The sequence below is a fragment of the Mucilaginibacter lacusdianchii genome (genome assembly GCF_009770985.1).
Taxonomy (GTDB): Bacteria; Bacteroidota; Bacteroidia; order Sphingobacteriales; family Sphingobacteriaceae; genus Mucilaginibacter; species Mucilaginibacter lacusdianchii.
Genome location: NZ_WSRW01000001.1, coordinates 22,513 through 42,587, shown reverse-complemented (window position 1 = coordinate 42,587; position 20,075 = coordinate 22,513). Strand labels below are relative to the sequence as shown.

General features: G+C 38.1%; 23 protein-coding genes. 4 read left to right on the top strand and 19 right to left on the bottom strand.

Features of this window, described 5'->3' with window-relative positions:
* Positions 1 to 25: 25 nt before the first annotated feature.
* From GPM24_RS00195 to GPM24_RS00130, 15 genes are all read right to left on the bottom strand, one after another.
* Complete coding sequence (locus tag GPM24_RS00195) at positions 26 to 286, bottom strand: hypothetical protein (protein ID WP_158824736.1); 261 nt, start codon at positions 284 to 286, stop codon at positions 26 to 28.
* A gap of 89 nt (positions 287 to 375) precedes the next feature.
* On the bottom strand, positions 376 to 2,976 hold the full coding sequence (locus tag GPM24_RS00190; RefSeq protein ID WP_158824735.1) for a coiled-coil domain-containing protein: 2,601 nt from the start codon (positions 2,974 to 2,976) through the stop codon (positions 376 to 378).
* A 104-nt stretch (positions 2,977 to 3,080) separates the two neighbouring features.
* On the bottom strand, positions 3,081 to 3,746 hold the full coding sequence (locus GPM24_RS00185) for a hypothetical protein (RefSeq protein WP_158824734.1): 666 nt from the start codon (positions 3,744 to 3,746) through the stop codon (positions 3,081 to 3,083).
* 131 nt (positions 3,747 to 3,877) lie between these two features.
* Positions 3,878 to 4,636, bottom strand: coding sequence for a hypothetical protein (locus GPM24_RS00180; protein ID WP_158824733.1), 759 nt, complete (start codon positions 4,634 to 4,636; stop codon positions 3,878 to 3,880).
* Positions 4,637 to 4,780: 144 nt separating this feature from the next.
* Positions 4,781 to 4,903, bottom strand: a complete 123-nt coding sequence (locus GPM24_RS22260) for a hypothetical protein (protein WP_255459101.1) — start codon at positions 4,901 to 4,903, stop codon at positions 4,781 to 4,783.
* Positions 4,904 to 4,989: 86 nt separating this feature from the next.
* Complete coding sequence (locus tag GPM24_RS00175) at positions 4,990 to 5,553, bottom strand: hypothetical protein (RefSeq protein ID WP_158824732.1); 564 nt, start codon at positions 5,551 to 5,553, stop codon at positions 4,990 to 4,992.
* A 27-nt stretch (positions 5,554 to 5,580) separates the two neighbouring features.
* Entirely contained in the window at positions 5,581 to 5,742 is a 162-nt protein-coding gene (locus GPM24_RS00170; protein WP_158824731.1) for a hypothetical protein, read from the bottom strand.
* A gap of 104 nt (positions 5,743 to 5,846) precedes the next feature.
* On the bottom strand, positions 5,847 to 6,422 hold the full coding sequence (locus GPM24_RS00165; protein ID WP_158824730.1) for a hypothetical protein: 576 nt from the start codon (positions 6,420 to 6,422) through the stop codon (positions 5,847 to 5,849).
* A 28-nt stretch (positions 6,423 to 6,450) separates the two neighbouring features.
* Positions 6,451 to 7,398, bottom strand: a complete 948-nt coding sequence (locus tag GPM24_RS00160) for a hypothetical protein (RefSeq protein ID WP_158824729.1) — start codon at positions 7,396 to 7,398, stop codon at positions 6,451 to 6,453.
* A gap of 85 nt (positions 7,399 to 7,483) precedes the next feature.
* Positions 7,484 to 9,553 carry a hypothetical protein gene (locus GPM24_RS00155; protein ID WP_158824728.1) on the bottom strand — a complete coding sequence of 690 codons (2,070 nt, stop codon included), beginning with the start codon at positions 9,551 to 9,553 and terminating at the stop codon, positions 7,484 to 7,486.
* Between the two features lie 58 nt (positions 9,554 to 9,611).
* Positions 9,612 to 11,777: a hypothetical protein gene (locus GPM24_RS00150; protein WP_158824727.1), complete on the bottom strand. Its 2,166-nt coding sequence runs from the start codon at positions 11,775 to 11,777 to the stop codon at positions 9,612 to 9,614.
* Positions 11,778 to 11,820: 43 nt separating this feature from the next.
* Complete coding sequence (locus GPM24_RS00145; RefSeq protein WP_158824726.1) at positions 11,821 to 12,276, bottom strand: hypothetical protein; 456 nt, start codon at positions 12,274 to 12,276, stop codon at positions 11,821 to 11,823.
* A gap of 215 nt (positions 12,277 to 12,491) precedes the next feature.
* Complete coding sequence (locus GPM24_RS00140; RefSeq protein WP_158824725.1) at positions 12,492 to 13,202, bottom strand: hypothetical protein; 711 nt, start codon at positions 13,200 to 13,202, stop codon at positions 12,492 to 12,494.
* A gap of 33 nt (positions 13,203 to 13,235) precedes the next feature.
* Positions 13,236 to 14,438 (bottom strand): PBSX family phage terminase large subunit, encoded by a 1,203-nt coding sequence (locus tag GPM24_RS00135; protein ID WP_158824724.1) that lies wholly within the window; start codon positions 14,436 to 14,438, stop codon positions 13,236 to 13,238.
* A 139-nt stretch (positions 14,439 to 14,577) separates the two neighbouring features.
* Positions 14,578 to 15,060, bottom strand: a complete 483-nt coding sequence (locus GPM24_RS00130; protein ID WP_158824723.1) for a terminase small subunit — start codon at positions 15,058 to 15,060, stop codon at positions 14,578 to 14,580.
* A gap of 164 nt (positions 15,061 to 15,224) precedes the next feature.
* Between GPM24_RS00130 and GPM24_RS00125 the strand changes: the two genes are divergently transcribed.
* Together GPM24_RS00125 and GPM24_RS00120 are read left to right on the top strand one after the other, a co-directional pair.
* Positions 15,225 to 15,566: a hypothetical protein gene (locus tag GPM24_RS00125; RefSeq protein ID WP_158824722.1), complete on the top strand. Its 342-nt coding sequence runs from the start codon at positions 15,225 to 15,227 to the stop codon at positions 15,564 to 15,566.
* Positions 15,567 to 15,705: 139 nt separating this feature from the next.
* Positions 15,706 to 16,221 (top strand): GNAT family N-acetyltransferase, encoded by a 516-nt coding sequence (locus GPM24_RS00120; protein ID WP_158824721.1) that lies wholly within the window; start codon positions 15,706 to 15,708, stop codon positions 16,219 to 16,221.
* Between the two features lie 20 nt (positions 16,222 to 16,241).
* Here GPM24_RS00120 and GPM24_RS00115 read toward each other — a convergent pair whose 3' ends face one another.
* From GPM24_RS00115 to GPM24_RS00105, 3 genes are all read right to left on the bottom strand, one after another.
* Entirely contained in the window at positions 16,242 to 16,769 is a 528-nt protein-coding gene (locus GPM24_RS00115) for a BON domain-containing protein (protein ID WP_158824720.1), read from the bottom strand.
* 102 nt (positions 16,770 to 16,871) lie between these two features.
* A complete protein-coding gene (locus tag GPM24_RS00110; RefSeq protein ID WP_158824719.1) occupies positions 16,872 to 17,294 on the bottom strand; it encodes a hypothetical protein in 423 nt (140 codons plus the stop codon).
* A 65-nt stretch (positions 17,295 to 17,359) separates the two neighbouring features.
* On the bottom strand, positions 17,360 to 17,551 hold the full coding sequence (locus GPM24_RS00105) for a hypothetical protein (protein WP_158824718.1): 192 nt from the start codon (positions 17,549 to 17,551) through the stop codon (positions 17,360 to 17,362).
* 194 nt (positions 17,552 to 17,745) lie between these two features.
* Here GPM24_RS00105 and GPM24_RS00100 point away from each other — a divergent pair, with 194 nt between their 5' ends.
* Both GPM24_RS00100 and GPM24_RS00095 read left to right on the top strand, forming a co-directional pair.
* Positions 17,746 to 18,438 (top strand): S24 family peptidase, encoded by a 693-nt coding sequence (locus GPM24_RS00100; RefSeq protein ID WP_158824717.1) that lies wholly within the window; start codon positions 17,746 to 17,748, stop codon positions 18,436 to 18,438.
* A 124-nt stretch (positions 18,439 to 18,562) separates the two neighbouring features.
* The gene (locus GPM24_RS00095; protein ID WP_158824716.1) at positions 18,563 to 19,015 is read left to right on the top strand and encodes a hypothetical protein; all 453 of its coding nucleotides are present in this window, start codon (positions 18,563 to 18,565) and stop codon (positions 19,013 to 19,015) included.
* A 10-nt stretch (positions 19,016 to 19,025) separates the two neighbouring features.
* Here the strand turns inward: GPM24_RS00095 and GPM24_RS00090 are convergent, their stop codons facing one another.
* Positions 19,026 to 20,036, bottom strand: a complete 1,011-nt coding sequence (locus tag GPM24_RS00090; protein ID WP_158824715.1) for a PAS domain-containing sensor histidine kinase — start codon at positions 20,034 to 20,036, stop codon at positions 19,026 to 19,028.
* Between the last annotated feature and the right edge of the window lie 39 nt (positions 20,037 to 20,075).

Sequence of the window (20,075 nt, the reverse complement as noted above, 5' to 3'; positions counted from 1 at the left end):
GGCATAAAACAAAGGTGCTGAAAATTTATTTAAGGATTGGTGACTCTTGTATGTCAGCGGTTGAAAAACTATTGAGCGCACGCCATATAGTGCGTTCGTCCTTTTGGAATTTGCCTTGTGCTTCAAATACGGCTTTGTTTTTAGTAAGGCCATGGGCTTGCATTTGAGCATGTACCCACAAGTATATTTCGCGATATGCAAATATCTTGTCTGTGATAAAGCCTGCTTTAAACATTGCAGTTAAAGCGCCGTCGTTATAAAGTGTATTGGCTAATTGAATGTCCATAATATTAGATATTAATCTTTGTGTACGACTGAGGAATAATCAGGATGTCTTGTGATATCTTAACTCCTGATCATCTATTTTAACTTCAACTACAAGTTCACCCGGTTTACCGTTTGTGCCAAGATGTTTTGTTGGTTGTTTACGTCCTTTACATCCACATAAATAGGAGGGAAGTTATTAATCATTTGATAAGCCAAGGTATTAGCCAAATCTTTTTGATCGTTTACAGGCTGGCTATAATACCGGTTAGCATTGCCACCATCGGTAAATATACCACCTATGGCATAACCACGACTTAAATTAGGTATCGAAAAATCACGACCGCCATGTGCTACATTAATAGCGCTTACTAAATTACGTGCCCAAGGGTTGCGCATAGCTTCAGAAACCACTACTGCCTCGCCCGAACGCAGGTAGGCATTAGTATTATCGGTACGACTATAGCCAGGCAGCAGAGCGCCCCTGCCATCGGATATATATTGACCGCCTTGTGCAAAGCCAGGCTTTTGTTTGACGATTTCAGCAATTGAGGTTGCGCCTTGTGCTGCCATAAAGGCGGCTTGAGCTATACCTAACGCCTGTCCAATAAAAGGAATGCCGGAGTAAGCTGACAATGATTCCATTATGGATTTCTTTGTACTCATGATAACATCAGCTATAGAAGTAGCCTTTTTAGCCATAAAAGCTGCTTTATAGATAGCCGAATCTTTTTTTGTGTTTTTCAGTACAGCATCAATGTATTTATCGCCTGCGTGAATTTTAGATGTAGCGAGCTTATCTTCAATCTCCGCTTTCTTTTTGGCGTAATCTTGATCAATTTTAGTTGTAGCTTCGCCTCTTTCTTTTGCCGCCTTTACAGCAAAGTCATGCTGCATATTGAGCAGCGCTAACTCTTTTTTTAACGCTGCCGATTCATGTCCACCTTCGCGTGATTGGTTAATCCCTTCTTGAAGTTTATTTTCAGCTTTATCTTCATCCTCACGATCAAATTTTTGTTTATTGTCTTTGGTATCGGCAGTATGCTTGTCGCTAATTTGTTTAAATACTTGCTGTGCATCATCAGCAATAGCTTGAGCTTCTTTTCGCTTTTTATCCAGTTCGGCTAGTTGTTTATCTATTGATGCAAGTTGTACCTTATTAGTAGTGTTGCGCTTTTGCTCATTTAAGTCAATAATTTTTGAATCAATATCATAAGCAACTTGCTGATTATCTTTTTGTATTTTGCCAACATCTTCAGCTTGTTTTTGGTAATCCTCATCAAGTTGCGTTTGTGCTAATTGCCGGGCACTTTTACCAATTTGGTTGAGCTGCTTGTGGTATTCATCAAGCTTTTTAATGTCTTCATCCTGAAACTTTTTAGTTATAGATGATAGCGTTACCTGATGCTCCAGTTCCAACTGTTCTACCGCTTTGTTCACGGCCATGTATTCTTTTTGATGCGTCGCTTTTTGGTTGGCTGACATTTTACTGTAGTCGTCCAAAAATTTTGTGTATTTGGATTTCATTTCCGTAAAATGAGCGTCGGCATCAGCTATTTCTTTGGCATAACCATCTAACGTCATTTTTGCCATTCGCGCAATTGATGCCAGTCTTTCGTCTTCGGCTTGTTTAGTGAGATCAACTACTTCTTTTAATTGTTTTTTATGCTCTTGGTGTCGGATAGTTCTTTTTTGATGAATTATATGGGATTGATTATCTGTTTTATTTTCCTCCTTTCCAGCTTCATGAAAGGCCTCAACAGCTTTTGTATAAACATTTTTAACTCCTGTACCAAGTTGTAAAACGCCGTTAGCTACTTTTTTAAAGTCCAGGTTTACAATGCCTTCGTATATAACTGCAAAACCTTTTACTCGATTGATGATATTCTCTTCAATCATTTTACCGAGCTTTTTCAAGCTTTCAACAGGATGATCAAATGCACCGATGATAAGTCTGCCCATTGATGAAAATCCGTTTTTAACGGTATCTACAACGACTTTTAGGCCAGCTAATATTTGCTTCAATTTTTTTGTGCCATCGGTTGTTTGCGTAAAATATTCGACAACGGATTGCAGCACCATTACCAACAAACCAAATCCGGTAGCCTTTATAGCGCCGCCAACACCTTGAAAGCCCGTTTTAATTACCGAAAGGCCATCTTTCATTACATTAAAGCCATTTGCAACAGACTTTAGTTCAGGAGCAAACTCTCCTGCATTTTCTTTAATATCGTTAAAAGAGCCTTTTAATGCGTCTACACTTCCTTTATGAAAATCAAATACTTTGCGGCTCTCTTCAAGTTTGGCCTTCTGACCTTCTATTGTAGAACTGAGATTGCCGATTAAATTGTTAAGCTTTTTTGCTTCCTCAGCGTCATTTCCTTTTGCTTGGGCAACTCTGTTGTATTGGTTAGTCAGTGATTCAAGAAAAGCTTCGTTCTGTTCCAAAGACCCATTGTTCAACTTAAGTGCTTTCGTATTTAAGTCTAGCTGCTCACTTTCAGCTTCTAATGTTTGCTGTGCAACCCTAATTTTTGAAGCGAGGGTTTGATATACCTTTCCACTATCTTTTCCACTTTCCTGTAATTGTTTTTGTTTCGCCAAAAGCTTTTCCAACTCTTTATCGAGCTTGTCAAGATCACCTCTTAAATCGCTCGAATCAGCTTTGATACTTTTTATCAGCTTTTCATTAAAGTTATTAATATTATCCATTTTTATGTTTATTGTGCCATTGGGCATAATTCAATAATTGACAAGCCATACAAGTAACATTGTTTACTCATTTGACTTGTTAGTATTCTATTTTAATTTGTAGTTTACTTTTTGTGTTTGAATAAAAGAGGCTCGGCTAATGATACGTGATATGCCTCAATGTAGTAGAAGCTATCAGCAAAGACATAGCCAGCAGGCATATTCATTTGATAATTAGTGCGGCAAAGCTTATAATTAGGTTTGATAGCATACCACTTTTCTGAGGATGGTAAAGAGTCATTCTCTGGTTTTTCTGCAGTAATGCTATCCCGCTTTACACAACTACCAAGATAGGCAGTGCCTTTTTTAAACATATCATCTTGCAAGAAAACAACGTTGCTGGATATCATTACCGGGCGGTTATGTTCTTTTGATGTATCTAGCCTGGAGATCAGCTTAAGCTTTTTCCACTTAAGAATTGGCATTCGGGAAATATCATCTTTATTGATGGGACGTACGCGCCTGTAGGTTTCTATCTGCGCATACACCGAGTCTGATACACTTGCGCTATCAGCAAAAAGTTTGTTTCCTTTTTCTACTTTATCCCATGTGGCATGTAATTCTTGATCTTTTATATTAGCCAGCACAGCAATTATCGCTATCAATGATATAAACGCAGCAGCCGCTGCAAATCGTCTGCTGCGCCATGTACTGTACCAAGGTATAGAACCAGTGTAATGTCCTACATCATCAAGTGTATCCCAAAGTTTTTGACGACTAAATAATCCCATGAATTTTTTGAAAAATATAGTTATTTAGATGCGTTGAGAAATCTTTAAGCAAAGTTGTATCTGGTTATTAATCAACTGCTGATAAAGTCTTCGCTGTTGTATTTCGTACCTGCTCTATATATAGTGGTTAATTAAGAGTGCGTTTTTTTCTTATGTTTTCTTCCCAGCTTATGCTTATGAGATTTTAGTTTATCAGTTGAGCGAGTAGTGTCATTTTGGATAGTTGTTGACAATTTATTCTTGAATGCAGCAGGTTCTGTTAGCCGAACATCTAGTGGATCTACATAATAGTACTCATCGGCAAAAACAAAATTTGCAGGCATCTCAAACTCACCCTTCTTGACGAGGTTAAAATTTACCTTTATTGCATACCAGTCATCTGATGAACCACTGCCGTCAGCATAATATTTTATAGTTGTGCTATCTTTTTTAATATAAGAGCCAATGTATGCAGTTTTGTGTTTAAACATGGAGTCTTGGCTGATACCAAAACCCGCATATTTCATTGCTGGTTGGTTGTGATCGGCACTAGTGTCTAACTGGCTGATTAGTTGTGATTTTTTCCATTCTTGGATATCCATTTTCTTAATATCCTCGGCATTTATAGGTCTAATGCGTCTGTATAGGGTTACAGCATAATGTTTACTGTCCTTTTTTAAAGCACTACTATCAGCAAACAGTTGATCGCCAGTTTTTAGTTTGCCCCATGTTAAATTGAGGTCTTGCCTGTATATAAAGCCGATAAATATACCAGCAACTAAAAAGCATATCCAAAACATCACAGCTCCACGCTGTCTGCTGCGCCATGTACTGTACCAAGGTATTGAGCCATTGTAATGACCAATATCATCGAGTGTGTCCCACAGTTGCTCACGCTTAAATAATCCCATAAGTGTTTAGATTGCTGAAATTATTGGTAAATATATAATTTTATATGTATGTGCAATATAACTGTTAAAATAAATATCAAATGTTTGCCAACAAAAGTTTAGTATATGCTTCTTGATGCACTGTATCTAAGTATCATAATGTACCTATAAGTTTATTAAAAGATTCATCGCATCACGCAAATTGTCAAATCCATTTTTGTATTGAGGTAGCTGTTGTAAAGCATCAGAGTTGATATCAATATCAATGTTAATTTTTTGATCAGGCATTATATATTGTTTATGTTTTTAATTCTAAATGGCATACTTCAAGAAGAGATAAATCAAATATTTATCTCTTCTTGAAGTATTTGGAGTTATTCATTTGCAAAGAGACTAGGATGACCATAATAAACATTACTTGCATAAGTATAACCTTCAGGAAGCTTGTACCTATCAAAAGTAAAATCTGGAATTTCTAACGCTGCTTTGATTGGTTTTACAGCAAATACGTTGATTAAAACCAATTCATGTTTATCTGTCATCACATTCAAAATTTCATGTGACTGGTAGATTGCTACAGCATCCTTTGTGCTTTTTGCTGTTACATTGTCCATTACATGATATAAATACGGTTCCATTGAGGGATCACGCTTCAATTTTAAATCTGCTTTTTCTTCATCAGATATGTACATTTCATCAATCTCTGTATCTGTCATTGGCCTTATCAGCTTCATAAGGTTATAGCCCACATTGCTTCTCTCCACATACAATTTATCGTTAGTATTAAGATGTGGCATTTCAAAAACATAATAATAAGCCAGATAAGCTTTGTTCAGATTAAAATAAATAAGAGCCGACAGCAATAGCAAGCAGGAAATGGTGATAATTAAGCCTTTGTATATTCGCGGCTTGCTTTTTGGTTCAGTAAAAGTTTGCATTTTTATCTCAGTTAAATAAGTATTCAGTTAGTTTTGTACAACAGTTAATTTTCCGTTCTCAAAGTAACAATGTTCATTAACGCCATAATGTGTAGTAGTTGTGGTAATGGTAATGGGTTTTCCTTTCAACACTATAACAGCAGCGCTTGGTATTCTTAAATAGTCTGGCCTTTTTCGATAATTTTCCATATTGCGACAGAAAGATGACACTGCTATCTCGAATTGTCATTAAAACACATCCAAGTTCATAAACGCCAATTTTTCTTAAAGTTTCTCAAATTGCCTTTGAAGTGTTATTTGTTAAGAGGAGTAGCCAAAAAGGAAGTAGCGGGAAGATAATAGATGTTATTTGCATAGGTATATCCTTTTGGAAGATAAGGGTTTGCTAGTTCATAGCTATCATGGTTTAGCGAACCTTCTGCAGGCTTTATAGTAAAAGCATTAGTCAGAGCTAATTTCTTATCCATATCCATCATGTACATAATATCATGAGATATGAAAGTAGCTGCGTAATGATTTTTTGCGTCAGTAGTAAGATAGTCATTTGTAAGGATAAGACAAGGCTTCAAATAGGGATCAATTTGTGCTTTGAGTAGGGCTTTGTCTTCGTCGGATGCTTGCATTTTGTCAACATCAGTTTCTGTTAGAGGTCTTACTAATCGCATCAAAGTGAAACCACGCTTAGGGTAAACGAGGTATAACTTATCACCTGGTTTAAAGTGTTCAATCTTAAATAAATAATTATATGTAACCCATAGCCTATGAAAATTGAAATAAACGATTCCGGAAAGTAGAATGATACACGTCAGTGCTAGCAGCCATCTCTTATTTTTTCGCGGCTTACCTTTTGGTTCAGTAAAAGTTTGCATTTGTTATTTTAGCTAAATAAGTATTCAATTAATTTTGTACAACAGTCAATTTTCCGTTCTCAAAGTAATAATATTCATTATTGCCGTATACCCATTGTTCATGAATTCCATAATAGGTGGTAGTTGTATTAATGGTATTAGGTTCCCCTTTCAACACTCTTACGGCAGCGCTTGGAATCCCTAGATAAATCTGGCCTTTTTCAATAATTTTCCACATAGCCGGAGAGAGATGATATTGCAATCTAGGGTTATCAGTATAAAATACTTCTTTGAACGTCCGATTTTGAACTATCTCCAAATCACTGCCAGCGTTATTAGTATTGGTGCCGCTGATATCAACATCAAAAGTTCCTGTTTCACCTTTTACTGTTTTTAAAGTCAAACGAACAGGGGTGTAGCTTTCTTCCGATGCTATAACATTCACTACTTTGACCGGTTCATAAACCCCAATTTTTCTTACTAACTTTCCAGAGTGAACCTTAAAAAGTCGTTTTTTTGCCCAAATAATTTTATTTAAATAGGCTAATTTAGCTGCCTCAATTTCATATAAAGGAATAAGTCCAGGTGCAATATTATCTGACAGCTGCTTAAGATATTCAACTCCTTCAGAATCCTTAAATCTTGCCTCCATACCTAAAGAAGTAACGGAGGATGGAGTTATAGAAACCAATGTTAGTATTTTTCTAGCGATATCCTTATTATATAACTTCACATCAAGTTTTTCTGCATAATTGAAGCCCCAGTAAACATCTTTGCTGTTTTCTAATGGTAACACTAAATATTTTTCCCCAATAGTTTGGATTAGTGGTCGATAGCGTATACTAATGTGTGATTTAGGCGTGTTAATTTCTGCTATGAAAGCAACAGGAAATCTAGGGCTTGATTGATCGACCTTATTTTCAAGTTTTGGCTTATGCTGACTACAGGCAATTGAAGCATACAACGATAGTGCCGTGATAAAGAAGGTTGATTTCATTTTGCTAAAAATATTGGTAAATATAAATATGGTGACATATCAAAACAATAGTGTGGAAAAATAAAAATCTAATAAAAGTTTAGAACTATCCCAACTTAATCAACTCCACTTTAGTAGCTTGCCCTTTCCGCCAACTGTCTATTTTGTTAATATAATAGTATGCGCCATCCTGTTGCAGGTATACGGGAATAAGTAAATCAAGTTCCAAAATATCGCGTGGCGTAAGTAAAAAATAGCGTACTACTTTTTTGGTTTGTTTAAGGATATGTTCCAGTTCGTTATAGTAAATGCTTTTCAGTCCTTTGATATTCTCTGATCCTGTGGCAGGCATGTCGCCCCAGCATAAATTATATTCACCATCGGGTTTGTAAAAATAAGGTACTGATAAGGTGTCGTTCACATTAGTTCTTCTACCGTCGTCATCCACAAACGTTACCATCTTGCCGTCGACCATCAGAGACAGTTTTTGGTCAACCAACAGGCGTGGTTGGGTGCTGATGCTAAATTCGTTTTCATCAGTCTCAATATCCACTTTTTTGATGATAGCCACCGAGCCGTGAATAAATGGTCTATTTAATGTAGGGGCAAACTGACTTTCAAATAAATCGGTGCTGGCCGGTAGCGTTTTATCTTCAACCAAAATTTGTGACTGCCCGAAGATTTTCGGCGTCACGCCGTCATCTTCCTTATATTTTAAATAATTTGTTTGCGCGTAATTACCTAACTGGAAACTAATGCTTTTGCCTTGGTTCAAACATTTACTGGTCCAATCGAGAGAATGGGGGATATTGCCGATGATATCACGGAATGAAGCAAAATTTACTTCCCGCGTTTCATTATTGGTTTGACAAATAATACCGAAACGTTGTAACGTATCTTTTAGTAAATCTTTTTGATTAATGTGGGGAAATATGCGTTCACATTGTACCAATTGCCCATATAGTATATCTTTAGTTTTGCTGGTAACTGATAAAGTGGCGCCTGGGTTGATGTATACAGTTGTTTTACTGCTATTGTTAACGTTATATTCAATAAACAATGTTTGATCTTTGATCAACTCTGTGTCGAATGTAAGTTTTTGGTTTTTACGCTCTTCGGTATATTGCTGGTGCCCATCTATAGCCTTGTCAGTAAGACTAGTTGTTAAAGTAGTAAGTACGTTTATTGCTCCATTCTTAGGATTTCTGGATTTTAAACGGATTTCTATCCCACCGCCTTTACTTGGCTTTTCTTTGCTATCTATATAAGCATCATAAATAAATGATATGGACACATTGCAATTTTGTAAAGCAACATACATATTACTGCCCGGTTTAAAGGGTGCATTTGGTTCAAGGTTACTATGTATCGGATAAGGATTAACCGTGTTGAGCGGGAAAGTGCCGGCATACCCCAGATTTCGTCCGGCTTTAAATTGTGTGGCATTGCTTATGCTTATTGAGTTGTAATCCCGCAAGCTTTGCTGATCGGCACCGTGCTCAAAGCTATCGTTGGCAAATTGTACAATCAGTTTGTTATATAACTTGTCTTTTAACAACGAGCCTGTAGGTTTAAAACCGGCGTTTTTGCAAATGATTTCGATGGCGGTTTTTAAGAAAAAACCCGGGCGCAAATTTTTAACGTTAATTTCGGGTGTCGCCCGTTCATCATACTTTAAGTTGCCGTAGTCAATAACGGGCCAGATCCAGCCTTCTGTTTTGTTTTGGGAAAGCACAACGTTATTTAAACTCCATTCGTGGTCGTATGCAGACCATAGTTTGCTAGTACCCCACTTGGTTGTGCTATCGCCCATATCATACATTTTCCCATCTATGGCATCAAAAAAATCAACATTGCCAGATAGTACAGTTATTGCCGCTGTGTCCTGTTCCACCGCGTTCAGCTCGGCTATTCCGTAAGGAACAATTTCCATTCCGTCTTGCACTATCTTAGCCCTGTATTGTTCGTAAGGATAATTGGTAGTAAATGCTACATCATCCGGAAATCCCAAAATACGGCGGTTGCGTTGTGTAAGCGGAAGCTTGAACTGATTACTAGTATTGCCTTGCTGATTTTTAACTTCGGCAAGATTATTGATTTGGAACGTGAGAGCAATCGGACTATCATCCGTCAGGTCAACTAACGTATCGTTAAGATAAAGCTGTATTTGGTTCATGGAATATTTAAGAAGGTGAATGCAATGTCAGGCAGCGGCAGTTATTGCTGAATAGGTATTACTGCGTTTGAATATTAAGTGCCGGAAGGTTGAACGTAACGCTAAAAGGCGCCTGTCCGTTTCGGGTTTCATACTCGGCAAAAGTAGCTGTATTGAGTACCACAGTTTGCCAACGCACTGGGTTTTTACTAACCAGCATTTGTACTTTGGGAGAGTATTTTATGGATTGTAAACCTTTAATATCAGAAACGCTCAGATCTTCGGCCATAACCTTCATTTTTTGCCCTGCGCTTTTGCTGATTACGTCTTCAATACCTTGCTGTGTTGCCCAATCCTGTACATAGTTTTTTACGATAACCGCATTTTGCACATCCAACGAAATTTCCTGGTTGTAAACAAAACGATAATAGTTCCAAGAACCGGTAAGGCCAATCCAACGCAAATATACCGATTGGTCGTCTACGGCATCGTCTATGCGTACGGTTTGAGGTTTGGTTATGGTATGGGTGCCAGTGTCGTCGGCATATTTAAGCGTTAAGTTAAAGTATCTCACTTCATCATTAAACGGCATATTGATATTTAAACGATTTAGACCTATATGTTGCGCCAGGGCTTGGGTGATGGGCTTGTTTGATACAGTTTGTTTGGCAATAACCAATCGGCTGCTGTCTTGGTTCAACAAAAATGAACTGTCTTCATTCAACAGATAAGTAGTATACACACCATCTGGTAGGGGCGACCGGTTAATGTCTAGCGGTGTAATTTCACAATACACATTTAATCCCGCAATATCGTCGCTATAAATAAAACCGATGTCGAAGGGGTAACCCGCGCTGTAAGCAGGTTCTGCAAAATCGGTAATCCATTTAGCCCTTTTGCTTGGAGATACGGTTTGCTTAAAAGGGACATATTCTAGCAAGTTGCCGCCATTGGCTTCCCCTAACTGTTTGGCTGAGTAAATTACATAATAAGGCGTACTGATATTGATAAAAACGGGTTCATGCCCATCCCAAGCTTCAGCATAACTTATTGTATAACTGGCACTCAGATTGTCATCGCGAAAATTAACCAGCGTGTAATCGCTGTCATCTTGTGTGCTGAGTAAACTCTGTAAAAAGCTAGATAAATCTGCCTGCACTATGCCTTTGTTGTTGGGCCGGTGCTTGGCTGTTATTGTTTCTGTACGGCCGCTTAGCTTGTTTTGATAGCTTAAGTTTGTTTGAATGTGATAATAAGGCCTTAGCTTATCAGCGTTGAGATAACCTATAACGTTACCAGGATTTGAATAATCTGTATTAAGTACTACTGTGTTTTGATTTACTGATTTAACTTCATAGACGCCTTGATACGCGTACTGATTATTTACAAAACCTGCTTGTGCATAAATCAAATCCTTTTCCTTCAAACCCGTCAGATTTTGATTTACAGTTATGCACAGTTTATTAGTACCGACTTCTGGAAACATGTTGGCTATGCCAAAATCTTTGCGTTGGTAAGTGAATGTAACCGGATTAAACGCAGCACTCCACCTACTTGTATTGCCATCTTTTGAAGTAGCCGATGAGTCTGCAACCAATAAACTTTCAATAGTTGGTACATTAAAATATGATTCGCGCTGGCTGTAGGGAATAGCATCTTTTACATAAGCGGTGTACCCGCCGCCGCTCAATCCGGTAAATGTGGCTTTGGATTGGAAAGAGCTGCCGTCGAGGCTGTATAGCAGCGGCCCATAAGTAGTGGTGGCGTTAATTGTAATTTGCCCATCATGAGCACCCGCAGCACTCTCTTTTTTATCTATAGTGACGTTTTGAATAATTAAGTCTGACGCGCCTGGAGGTATATAATTATCTCCATTTTCTACAACTTTACCTACAATTTGTGCAGTATAAGAATAGTAGGTGGCAGGATTGGTATCACTTATCTTCTTATTGTAAGCAATCATAAAAAACTGACCAGGTATGCTTACCGTTACTGGCGGTTGAGTCGTGCCGTTTATAACTTCCTGATAAGTAACTGATGCATAGTTGCCATTAACAGCATTCCCGTCAACGTCGGTAAGCACAATACGTACATCTGAATAAGTTTGCATGCCTTGGATACTGTCGTCATCAATCCAACCGATAGGGGCGATGTTTAAATTATTGTCAAGTATTTTAGGTACTACTTGGTGCGAGCTAGGTAGGTATGTTTGATTAGGGTAATCTATTGTTGCTAATATAGTCATGGCGTTTTAGAATTTATGTTTATTACTTTGAGACGGAGGTAGACTAAATCAGTTCATCAAATTGCATGGTTTCTAACACTACGGTCAAGCTTACCCCTGTTGTATTGACATCATACTTATTATACACCGGCAGGCATTTCGCTTTCGTACTCGCTTTGATTTTAAAAAACCTGCTTACAGACGTGGTGGACCGGTACTGGGCGGCTTTAATCATAAACTCGTTGGCCAGGGCTAAAGCTTTACTTACATAAATTTCATTATCGGCCGTGTATTGGTCAAAGTCTGTTTTAAATAAAAATTCAAGGTAAACCGTAAAGGTATTATCTACTGAACCGTTAATGGCAGCTGACAGTTCTATAGCCGGAAGAGGATAAAGAAAAACACAAGGAAATTCCAGGTCATCGGCTATCTGATTTAATTCGTTAACTGTTCCGTGAGCAAAGGATGGACTATTGGTAAGCGAACTTACCACTGCTTGAATATGGTTGCGTATTGGCATATGGAAAATGTTGAGTTATGATATCACAGGTAGTTGTAAGGCTGCTTAGCTGATATCATGTCTGTTTGGGAAAAAGCCGCCTTAATTGCCGGACTGCAATAACTCGCTATAGCGCTTTTGAAAAGTGGCCTCTGTCTTATTAAGTAAAAGTTTGGTTAAAACGCGGTTGTAAGGCAGTTGCATTACCTCTGCCCACTTAGTTATATCTCCGCCAGCTAAAGCATTAATAGTGTTGATGAATTTAAACTTCTCAAATTCCTGAATCCCGGCGCGTTGTTCCAACGCCGTTGCAGGCGATGCCAAAAGTTGGTTTTCGGTTTCGATAAGTTTGGATAGCGCAAAAAAAAATGCTTGGCAATGGGCAGTGCTTCAACAACCGGTAACTCGTTTATCACATCAGTAAACAATGAAGCCTGATATTCATCATAAGACTTTTTAGTAGCGGGGCAATATAGGTACTGCGCTAAAATTTGGCTGCACGCCTGTAATGATGGATTGAATTTTTTTTGCCAGTCTGGTTCACCATAACGCTCAATGTGTAACTTAATCTCGTCGGCAATTATATCCCGCGCAACCATAAAAGCGCCAACCGGTTCGATGGAAAGGTTGTTGACGACTTTAACGGTTACCGGTTTTTCCTTAATTTTTAACTGTATATCACTTGGTATAGTATCACTGTTGTATAAAGCCTTAATCTCCTCAGACAAAGAAAAAATTGAATTGCTTAAACTTTGTATTTCGCCAACATCGGTAATTTGCTTCAAGTCAATTAAGGGTACGCCTGATAAGATGTGAATGGCATCTAAATCTGTCAAATTGGCTTTTTGCTGCAAGCCAATAAGTTGTTTTAAAGTAAGCTCTTTAAGCTGGGTAGGTATAGTAACGCGGAGCTTGCCCGTTGTTGTGCGAAAGGTTTGGGTAATCATAAAAAAATAAAAAGGCGCTGGTAAATAAAAAAGTTAAAGTAATAAATGATCGGTATACAAAACCTGCTTTTGCCAGGGAAGCTTAGAACGTATGTGTTTTGAAGAATTAATTTGCAGTTTGTTTAAAGCTACATAACGTAGGGGATCAATTAGGTGATTCCAGGAATCAATCGGTTCATTCAAACTATGCCCGGTGGTATCTGTTTTCCACTGATAACGGTCCAGTTCCCGCCGAAGGTTTGTGCTGCCTCGGGTCACATTGATTTTGTAGCGTTTTAAAATATCTATCGAATTCTTAATACTGTCTGGGCCTTTTTGTGCAGGGGTAATATGCCATCCCAACCTGCGTAATTCTTCAATTGATTTAGGTTCAGCACAGTCGGCAATAATTTCGGCGCTTTTACTGATACCTGCTTTTTGCATTCTGGCAGCAATGTCCGGATTGGTTAAATGGGTTTCATAAAGCAATTCATTTACCCATAGTTCGCCGTTTTGCAGGTACACCTCAATTAATCCCGTCTGGTCGTTGGTGAAACCGAAGTCAAGGCCATATGCTACTCTTTTGGCTCCAGGTGGAATAGTTTCGCACAATAGCCAATTGTTTAATACCAAACCTGTTACCTTGCCTGTTAAGCCGCGTGCATATACCCGCCATTGTTCCTCGTCTTGATCTTTTAAACTTTCGATCTTATCTCGGGTTAGCTGATCCAAAAACGGATTGTGCCGATGGTCTGAAATGATGAGTTGTACGCCGGGTTTACCGATGAGTAGGTCATGTACCCAAAAGGCAGTATTAGGGTTATAATCCAGATAAATCCGTTTGCGGGTGCGTAGTGCCAGTTCGGTATAAATATCATATTTGATGCCGTTGGCTTCGTTAATGAACAGAATATCGCGTTTGCCCGATTTAGCATCCTGCGCATTATCATAACTCTTAAATTCTAATATCGATCCGTTAACCAGCTCAAAAAAACGGTCGGTTTTGTTGAAAGATTTAACCATCGCTTTTAAGGGTTGCGATGCTTGGTAGATATTTAAGGCGTCGCGAACGGCACCTGCTTTCAGATTGGGTATATCCTGACCAACAATAGTAACAATTTGCTTTTCTTCGGCACAAGCCAGTGCAAACAACACCTGCATAATAGCATAGGTTTTACCCGAACTTGTGCCGCCCTGATTAATTGTTATATGGGCCTTCGTTTTGTAATTGCAGGTGAAAATTCGGCTTGCTTGCATGGGTTTGGAGGTTGATGTGTCATGTAGTTTAGTTTGATTTTTAATAGAAAAATGTTCAGTATCCGGAGATGCTAGCTTTAATTAAAGATCGAGTTAAAATGCAGATAAGCCAAAAGAAGTTATAAAGCTTGGTGCCGTATTATAGTTTTACTTCCTGTTCAGCACCAGCTAGGTGTGGACCATTTTCGATAATTTCAATTTTAAGAATCCAGTCTGCAGGCAATATTTCTCCGCTTTTAGTTTCGCTTTTATCTGTCCATCCTAAGCTTTTTAATGCAAAAATGGCACCAGTTGATGACTGGTAATGCAATTTCTTTTCGTATTCCGATTCAATACGCAGTCTGGCTCTTTTTAAATGTGAGGCATATCTGCCGGTGTTTTCATACTTTTCAAAGGCTTGTCTGCTGGCAAAACCTAAGTATAGGGCCAGGCCGGTTAGCGTAGGGGGCTGTGGTTCGCAATCCCATACTTTGATCTCTGTTTTCTCAGGAGCTGTTGATTTGGAAGATTGTTTTACTTCGACTTGTTCCAGATGATATTCTCCTTCAATCCACTTAAAGTATTCCTCAATGCGCAGTGCTAAATCCTCGGCAGAAGTGTAAAGAAAAGTTTTGTTCTTCATTTATGATAAGGTTGCCTTTTGGCATAATTGATAGTGTAAAGATAAGTTTAATTTCTGTAAAATGCAAATATTTTTAGCAATTTGTGTAAGGCTTTACCAATGTTTTTGTAAATTATAACAACAAATATTGAATATAATGATAACAAATCCTCAACTTTGCAGGCATGAGACCCGGAGATAAAGTAATTTGCATTAACGATAAGATTGACCCGGATAAAATAGAAGAAATACGCCGGGACTTTGAGATTTGGATCACCAAAGACAAAGAGTATACTATTCGCGAGATACTGGATAATGATGGTATTGCTACCGGTATATTGTTGGAAGAAGTGCATAATTTTCCTAAATTTTTCAAGCTCATTAACCGTTATCAGGAACCGGCCTTTGCTATCTGGCGTTTCCGTAAGCTTAATTATGCCAGCCAGCAACAGGAAGAAGAGGTAAGTGAGGAGCTGGTTGAAATAGGCCGTGGCAACAAAGAGCAAGACCAAAAAGAAAGGGCTTGATAAGCGTATGTTGACTGAAGTCATTTGGTTTATCAAAAAGTTGTAAAGTTGATAAGGTTAAAATATTGTCGAATGAAATTTGGTGGTAACCGGAACTGAAACGTTGTGTATACTTGCAGCCCAAACAATAAATAACGCTATGAACATACGCCTGGCTACGTTAGAAGATATTGAACCCATTATGCAGCTCATCCGTGATGTTGTGCCGTTGATGCAAGCTACCGGTAATCAGCAGTGGGATGCTACTTATCCAAACCCAGATATTTTTTCTCAGGACATAGAGGCCAGTCAACTTTGGGTGGCCGATTTAGACAATAGTATTGTTGGCGTTATTGCCATAACCAATAGCCAAGAGGGTGAGTATGCGCAGGTACCAGGTTGGGATATCACCGAACCGGCGATTGTAGCGCACAGGTTGGCAGTAAGTCCACACCATCAAGGCAAGGGCATTGCTGCGGCCTTACTGCATCAATGCGAGGTTGTGGCCCAAGTGCAAGGCGTTACTTTGCTGCGCTTAGACACCAATACATTAAACCGCCCGATGCAAAATCTTTTTATGAAAATTGGGTATCATTTGGCTGGAGAAATTGCATTAAACAATCGACCGAACCAGCGCTTCCTTGCTTTTGAGAAGCGTTTATCAGCAGCGCAATAATCGTTACTAACGGTATCTTGTTATTCAATCATTAGCTGATTGTTTATCTTGTTTGGATGTAAGCTATTTAATGCCGGTAGTAATTGCTTGATGTCTTGTTGTTTAATTTTGCCTGTAAGCGCTATAGTATTTTGATCTACATCAGCCTGTACTGCGGGATAGTCTTTTAATATACTGTCTACTGACTGCTTCAATGGTAGATCAGCGGTGATAACAACAGGAGCTATTAAAATTTGATTGTTGACGCCTTTAATAATGTTAATGCTTTTAACAATTTGCTCAGCTTCGGATTTTGATTTTTTTGAGGCACAGTTGCCACTAAGCGTTACTACGCCTTTATCAACTGTATAATTAACGCCTGCAAAGTTTAAGTCAGTTTTTGTTTTGGTGGCAATATCCGCTTTAATTTCTTTATCTCTGCTTTCCTGACTACAGCTATTTATTCCTGCAAATGCTAAAAGCACTATTACATACCTGAACAATCTACCAATAACAAGTCTAATACTGGAGATCCTGTTTCCTTTTATAAACATATTCCCGTTGCCCATATCTCTTCCGTTCAATATTTCAAGAGACTAACAATTCAATATAACTCTAAGTTTCTACAAAGAAAATTTATTACTTATGTTTGCAATGATATTTGGCATAGTTTAGTGGGAATTAAGTACACTATTATGTGTTTCTGATTCAACAAGTTGGGTTAATATGTTTTTTAACAATGCATCCCTGGTCCAAAATTGTTCGATGGGGCTGGCGTCTTTTAAATACCATTGCAATGGCTCATTAATTGGAATTTGAGCCTGATACAGATATTTCTTTTTAGGATGCATACGCATGCCTTCATAACAATGCAAATTGCCGGCCCTGATAAATTTGGCAAATTGTTTTAGTTGAATATCCAACCGCAAGCATTCGTCGAGCGTATTTTTAAAATCGTGTTTATCTTCCAGCCACAAAGTTAGCCATTGTCCGTTTATCTCGTGTTCGGCTACGGCAATGCGGCTGTAAGTATAATCTACCGAAATAATGAGCCACCACAGCTCATTCCTGATTTTTTGACTAAGAGTTATCATTGTAATAAGTAAAATGTATAGTAAGTTGTATTTGCTGCATAAGTATGGCAGTACACATCAATTAATTATCTGAATTTAGGTTCCCAGTCGGGGATGTACTGTTGAATAGCCGCAATTTCTTGCTGGTACTTGTGGCATGCTGCTTTGTACCCTTTATACCGTAATTTTTTGATGTGTTTTGATTTAGCATGCTGTATGCTGGCAGTTACAGGTTTATTTTCGGAAGTTGGTCTTAGGGCCGAGTAAGCAACGTGCATAAGTAAAAGGTAATTGAATGGTGATTGTAAGATTAATTAGTGATGTTTAAGTTTTAAAGCTCAATAATACAAGTAGGTCTTGATAACAAAATTTGTATAATTCATAAACTTTGTATTTCTTTGTATTATTACAGAACAAATATAAAGAAATTTCTGTGTAATAATCAAGAAAAGTTATCCACATATTTTTTGCCATGCAAAGTCATCCTAAAGCCACTAAAATTAAAACCGTTCGTCCTGAAACATTGGAGTTTATTATATTGTATAACCAATTAAAAGGGAAGGCATTTTATGGAAATGCAGAGCTGGCTGATGTGCTGGGCTTTAATTCGCCAAGTTCTATTACAGAAATTATAAAAAGCAGGCAGAATATAGATACAGAAAAGCTACGGGTTTTTAAAGAAAAGTATCAAGATTTTCTTGATGGTAAAATAGCTGCGGTTCCTGCTCAAGCATCCCGTATTTACCAAGGTATCCCAATGTACGAGGTTAGCGCAACAGCATCCGGTGTTGAGGTGTATAATGATATCAATGATACACAACCGGTTGGATACATGTATTTTCCGGGAATAGAAGAGTGTGATTTTGCCCTGCCGGTATGGGGGCACTCTATGTATCCTTATCTGGAAAACGGTTGCTGGGTAGCACTTAAAATTATCCATGACAAAAAGATATTGCCAGGAGAGGTGTATTATATAGAATGGGGCGATTACCGCATGTACAAGCGCCTGCTAGCGGGAGATAAAGACGACGAGGTAATAGCCACCTCGGATAATGCCGCCGAAATGGTTGCAGGTAAGCCTAAATACGCTCCCTTTGTTATTAAAAGATCGGAAATAAAGAAGCTTTGCTTAGTCAAAGATATTCACAAAAAACATAATCATTAATTGATTTGTACTAAGATTAAGATGATGCTTTGTTTTTAAAAAGTTTAACGGTGAATTGTTTTGGTATGTACTTTGCCTTAATACAGGCATTACATAATTTTTATAAATACACAGCCGTACAACCATGTTACCTGAGGCAATTTTTGATCACTACTTATTATACGCTACAGAAAGTGACCGTATTCTTAAATCGTACAGTTCTTTGGTAAGTCAGCTGGATAGTAAGTATTTAAAACTGGAGTTAGTTTATCTTCATAAAAATATTTGCTTCATTTTCAAAAAGTTAGTTTCAGTGCTGTGCAATGAAAAGCTTTGGAGCAATGTTACTGATAACTGCCTTAGAATAGATTATCAGCCTTCTGATGAGTTGCGAGTTAAAGAAGAGGTTGCATTTTTGAAACGATATAAAGTACAGATTATAGAACAGCTTAAATGTATTCATAACACTACAGTGTTTGAAACAGATGTACTTTTTTTAGAAAAATGTTTTAACATGTTAAACGCTGCTTACAAAAAGGTTGAATTGCGTTACGGACATGTTGTTTCAAGGCCACAACTTTATCTGATAGCCAGCTAAATTTATAATGCTATATGATAGGCAAGGTGAAGTGAAACGTAGAGCCTTTGCCTTCTACACTTTGTACGCCTATTCGGCCTTTATGTCGGTTTATAATTTCACGGCAAATATATAATCCCATACCACTGCCTGTGATAGCCGAATAGTTGTTAACACGATATGACTTGTTGAAAAGTTTATCCAAGTTAATTTGTGCTATACCCATACCGTAATCGGTTATACATACTGTGGCATTTTTAGTATCCATTTGCAAATCTACATGCACGGCGTCATGGTCTGGCGAGTATTTAATAGCGTTTGTCAATAAATTGCTCAATACCTGTCCTAAATCTTGCCTGTCGCCATGTACCCATACTTCAGGCATATTTCTGATAATAATTTGATGTGTGCTTGCAATGGTTTGAATGTTGTCGGCTATCTCTTTTATAAGTTCATCCAGGCGAAAATCGTGTAAACGGTCAAGTCTTTCCGGGGTTGAGCTTTTATAATGGCTAAAATAATCACTCAAAATGTTTTCTAACCGTTCGGATGATTTAATAGCCCGCTCAATTACCTGGCTGGCTTTTGTGTTATCGGATGCAGATAACATGCGTTCAAGTAATTGCAGGTAACCCTTTATGCCGGTAAGTGGTGTATTAATTTCATGGGTCACAATACTTAGTAATTCTTCTTTACGCAAATCACTGAGTTTGCGATCGGTGATATCTTGTATTGTTCCTGCCAATCTTGCAAGTTTGTTATCGTCCAATATTATCCAGCCGTCGGCCTTAATCCAGCGCATAGTGCCGTTGGATTGTTCAATGCGGTATTCTGTATTATAATTGTCAGTTTGATGTGCAATAACGTTGTTAATTTGCTGCTGCATAAGCGGCAAATCGTCATCATGTATCAGTGATAGTAACTTTTCATAAGTAAATTCGTCTGTTTCCGCTAGCCCAAAAATAGTTTTACAAGGGGCGGTACAAATCATTTTGCGGCTTTGTAAATCCAGCTCCCAATAGCCTATCTGTAAATGGTTCATGGCTAAATGCTGATTAGGCAAATGCGCAGTTATTGTGTC

Coding starts and splice junctions, on each gene's coding strand:
- GPM24_RS00130 (WP_158824723.1), bottom strand. CDS start 15,060: ATGAAGAACAAAACTTTTCTTTACACTTCTGCCGAGGATTTAGCACTG.
- GPM24_RS00170 (WP_158824731.1), bottom strand. CDS start 5,742: ATGGAAAATTATCGAAAAAGGCCAGACTATTTAAGAATACCAAGCGCT.
- GPM24_RS00190 (WP_158824735.1), bottom strand. CDS start 2,976: ATGGATAATATTAATAACTTTAATGAAAAGCTGATAAAAAGTATCAAA.
- GPM24_RS00185 (WP_158824734.1), bottom strand. CDS start 3,746: ATGGGATTATTTAGTCGTCAAAAACTTTGGGATACACTTGATGATGTA.
- GPM24_RS00145 (WP_158824726.1), bottom strand. CDS start 12,276: ATGCCAATACGCAACCATATTCAAGCAGTGGTAAGTTCGCTTACCAAT.
- GPM24_RS00115 (WP_158824720.1), bottom strand. CDS start 16,769: ATGGGCAACGGGAATATGTTTATAAAAGGAAACAGGATCTCCAGTATT.
- GPM24_RS00155 (WP_158824728.1), bottom strand. CDS start 9,553: ATGAACCAAATACAGCTTTATCTTAACGATACGTTAGTTGACCTGACG.
- GPM24_RS00175 (WP_158824732.1), bottom strand. CDS start 5,553: ATGCAAACTTTTACTGAACCAAAAAGCAAGCCGCGAATATACAAAGGC.
- GPM24_RS00140 (WP_158824725.1), bottom strand. CDS start 13,202: ATGATTACCCAAACCTTTCGCACAACAACGGGCAAGCTCCGCGTTACT.
- GPM24_RS00125 (WP_158824722.1), top strand. CDS start 15,225: ATGAGACCCGGAGATAAAGTAATTTGCATTAACGATAAGATTGACCCG.
- GPM24_RS00120 (WP_158824721.1), top strand. CDS start 15,706: ATGAACATACGCCTGGCTACGTTAGAAGATATTGAACCCATTATGCAG.
- GPM24_RS00110 (WP_158824719.1), bottom strand. CDS start 17,294: ATGATAACTCTTAGTCAAAAAATCAGGAATGAGCTGTGGTGGCTCATT.
- GPM24_RS00095 (WP_158824716.1), top strand. CDS start 18,563: ATGTTACCTGAGGCAATTTTTGATCACTACTTATTATACGCTACAGAA.
- GPM24_RS00180 (WP_158824733.1), bottom strand. CDS start 4,636: ATGGGATTATTTAAGCGTGAGCAACTGTGGGACACACTCGATGATATT.
- GPM24_RS22260 (WP_255459101.1), bottom strand. CDS start 4,903: ATGCCTGATCAAAAAATTAACATTGATATTGATATCAACTCTGATGCT.
- GPM24_RS00160 (WP_158824729.1), bottom strand. CDS start 7,398: ATGAAATCAACCTTCTTTATCACGGCACTATCGTTGTATGCTTCAATT.
- GPM24_RS00105 (WP_158824718.1), bottom strand. CDS start 17,551: ATGCACGTTGCTTACTCGGCCCTAAGACCAACTTCCGAAAATAAACCT.
- GPM24_RS00165 (WP_158824730.1), bottom strand. CDS start 6,422: ATGCAAACTTTTACTGAACCAAAAGGTAAGCCGCGAAAAAATAAGAGA.
- GPM24_RS00150 (WP_158824727.1), bottom strand. CDS start 11,777: ATGACTATATTAGCAACAATAGATTACCCTAATCAAACATACCTACCT.
- GPM24_RS00100 (WP_158824717.1), top strand. CDS start 17,746: ATGCAAAGTCATCCTAAAGCCACTAAAATTAAAACCGTTCGTCCTGAA.
- GPM24_RS00135 (WP_158824724.1), bottom strand. CDS start 14,438: ATGCAAGCAAGCCGAATTTTCACCTGCAATTACAAAACGAAGGCCCAT.
- GPM24_RS00090 (WP_158824715.1), bottom strand. CDS start 20,036: ATGAACCATTTACAGATAGGCTATTGGGAGCTGGATTTACAAAGCCGC.
- GPM24_RS00195 (WP_158824736.1), bottom strand. CDS start 286: ATGGACATTCAATTAGCCAATACACTTTATAACGACGGCGCTTTAACT.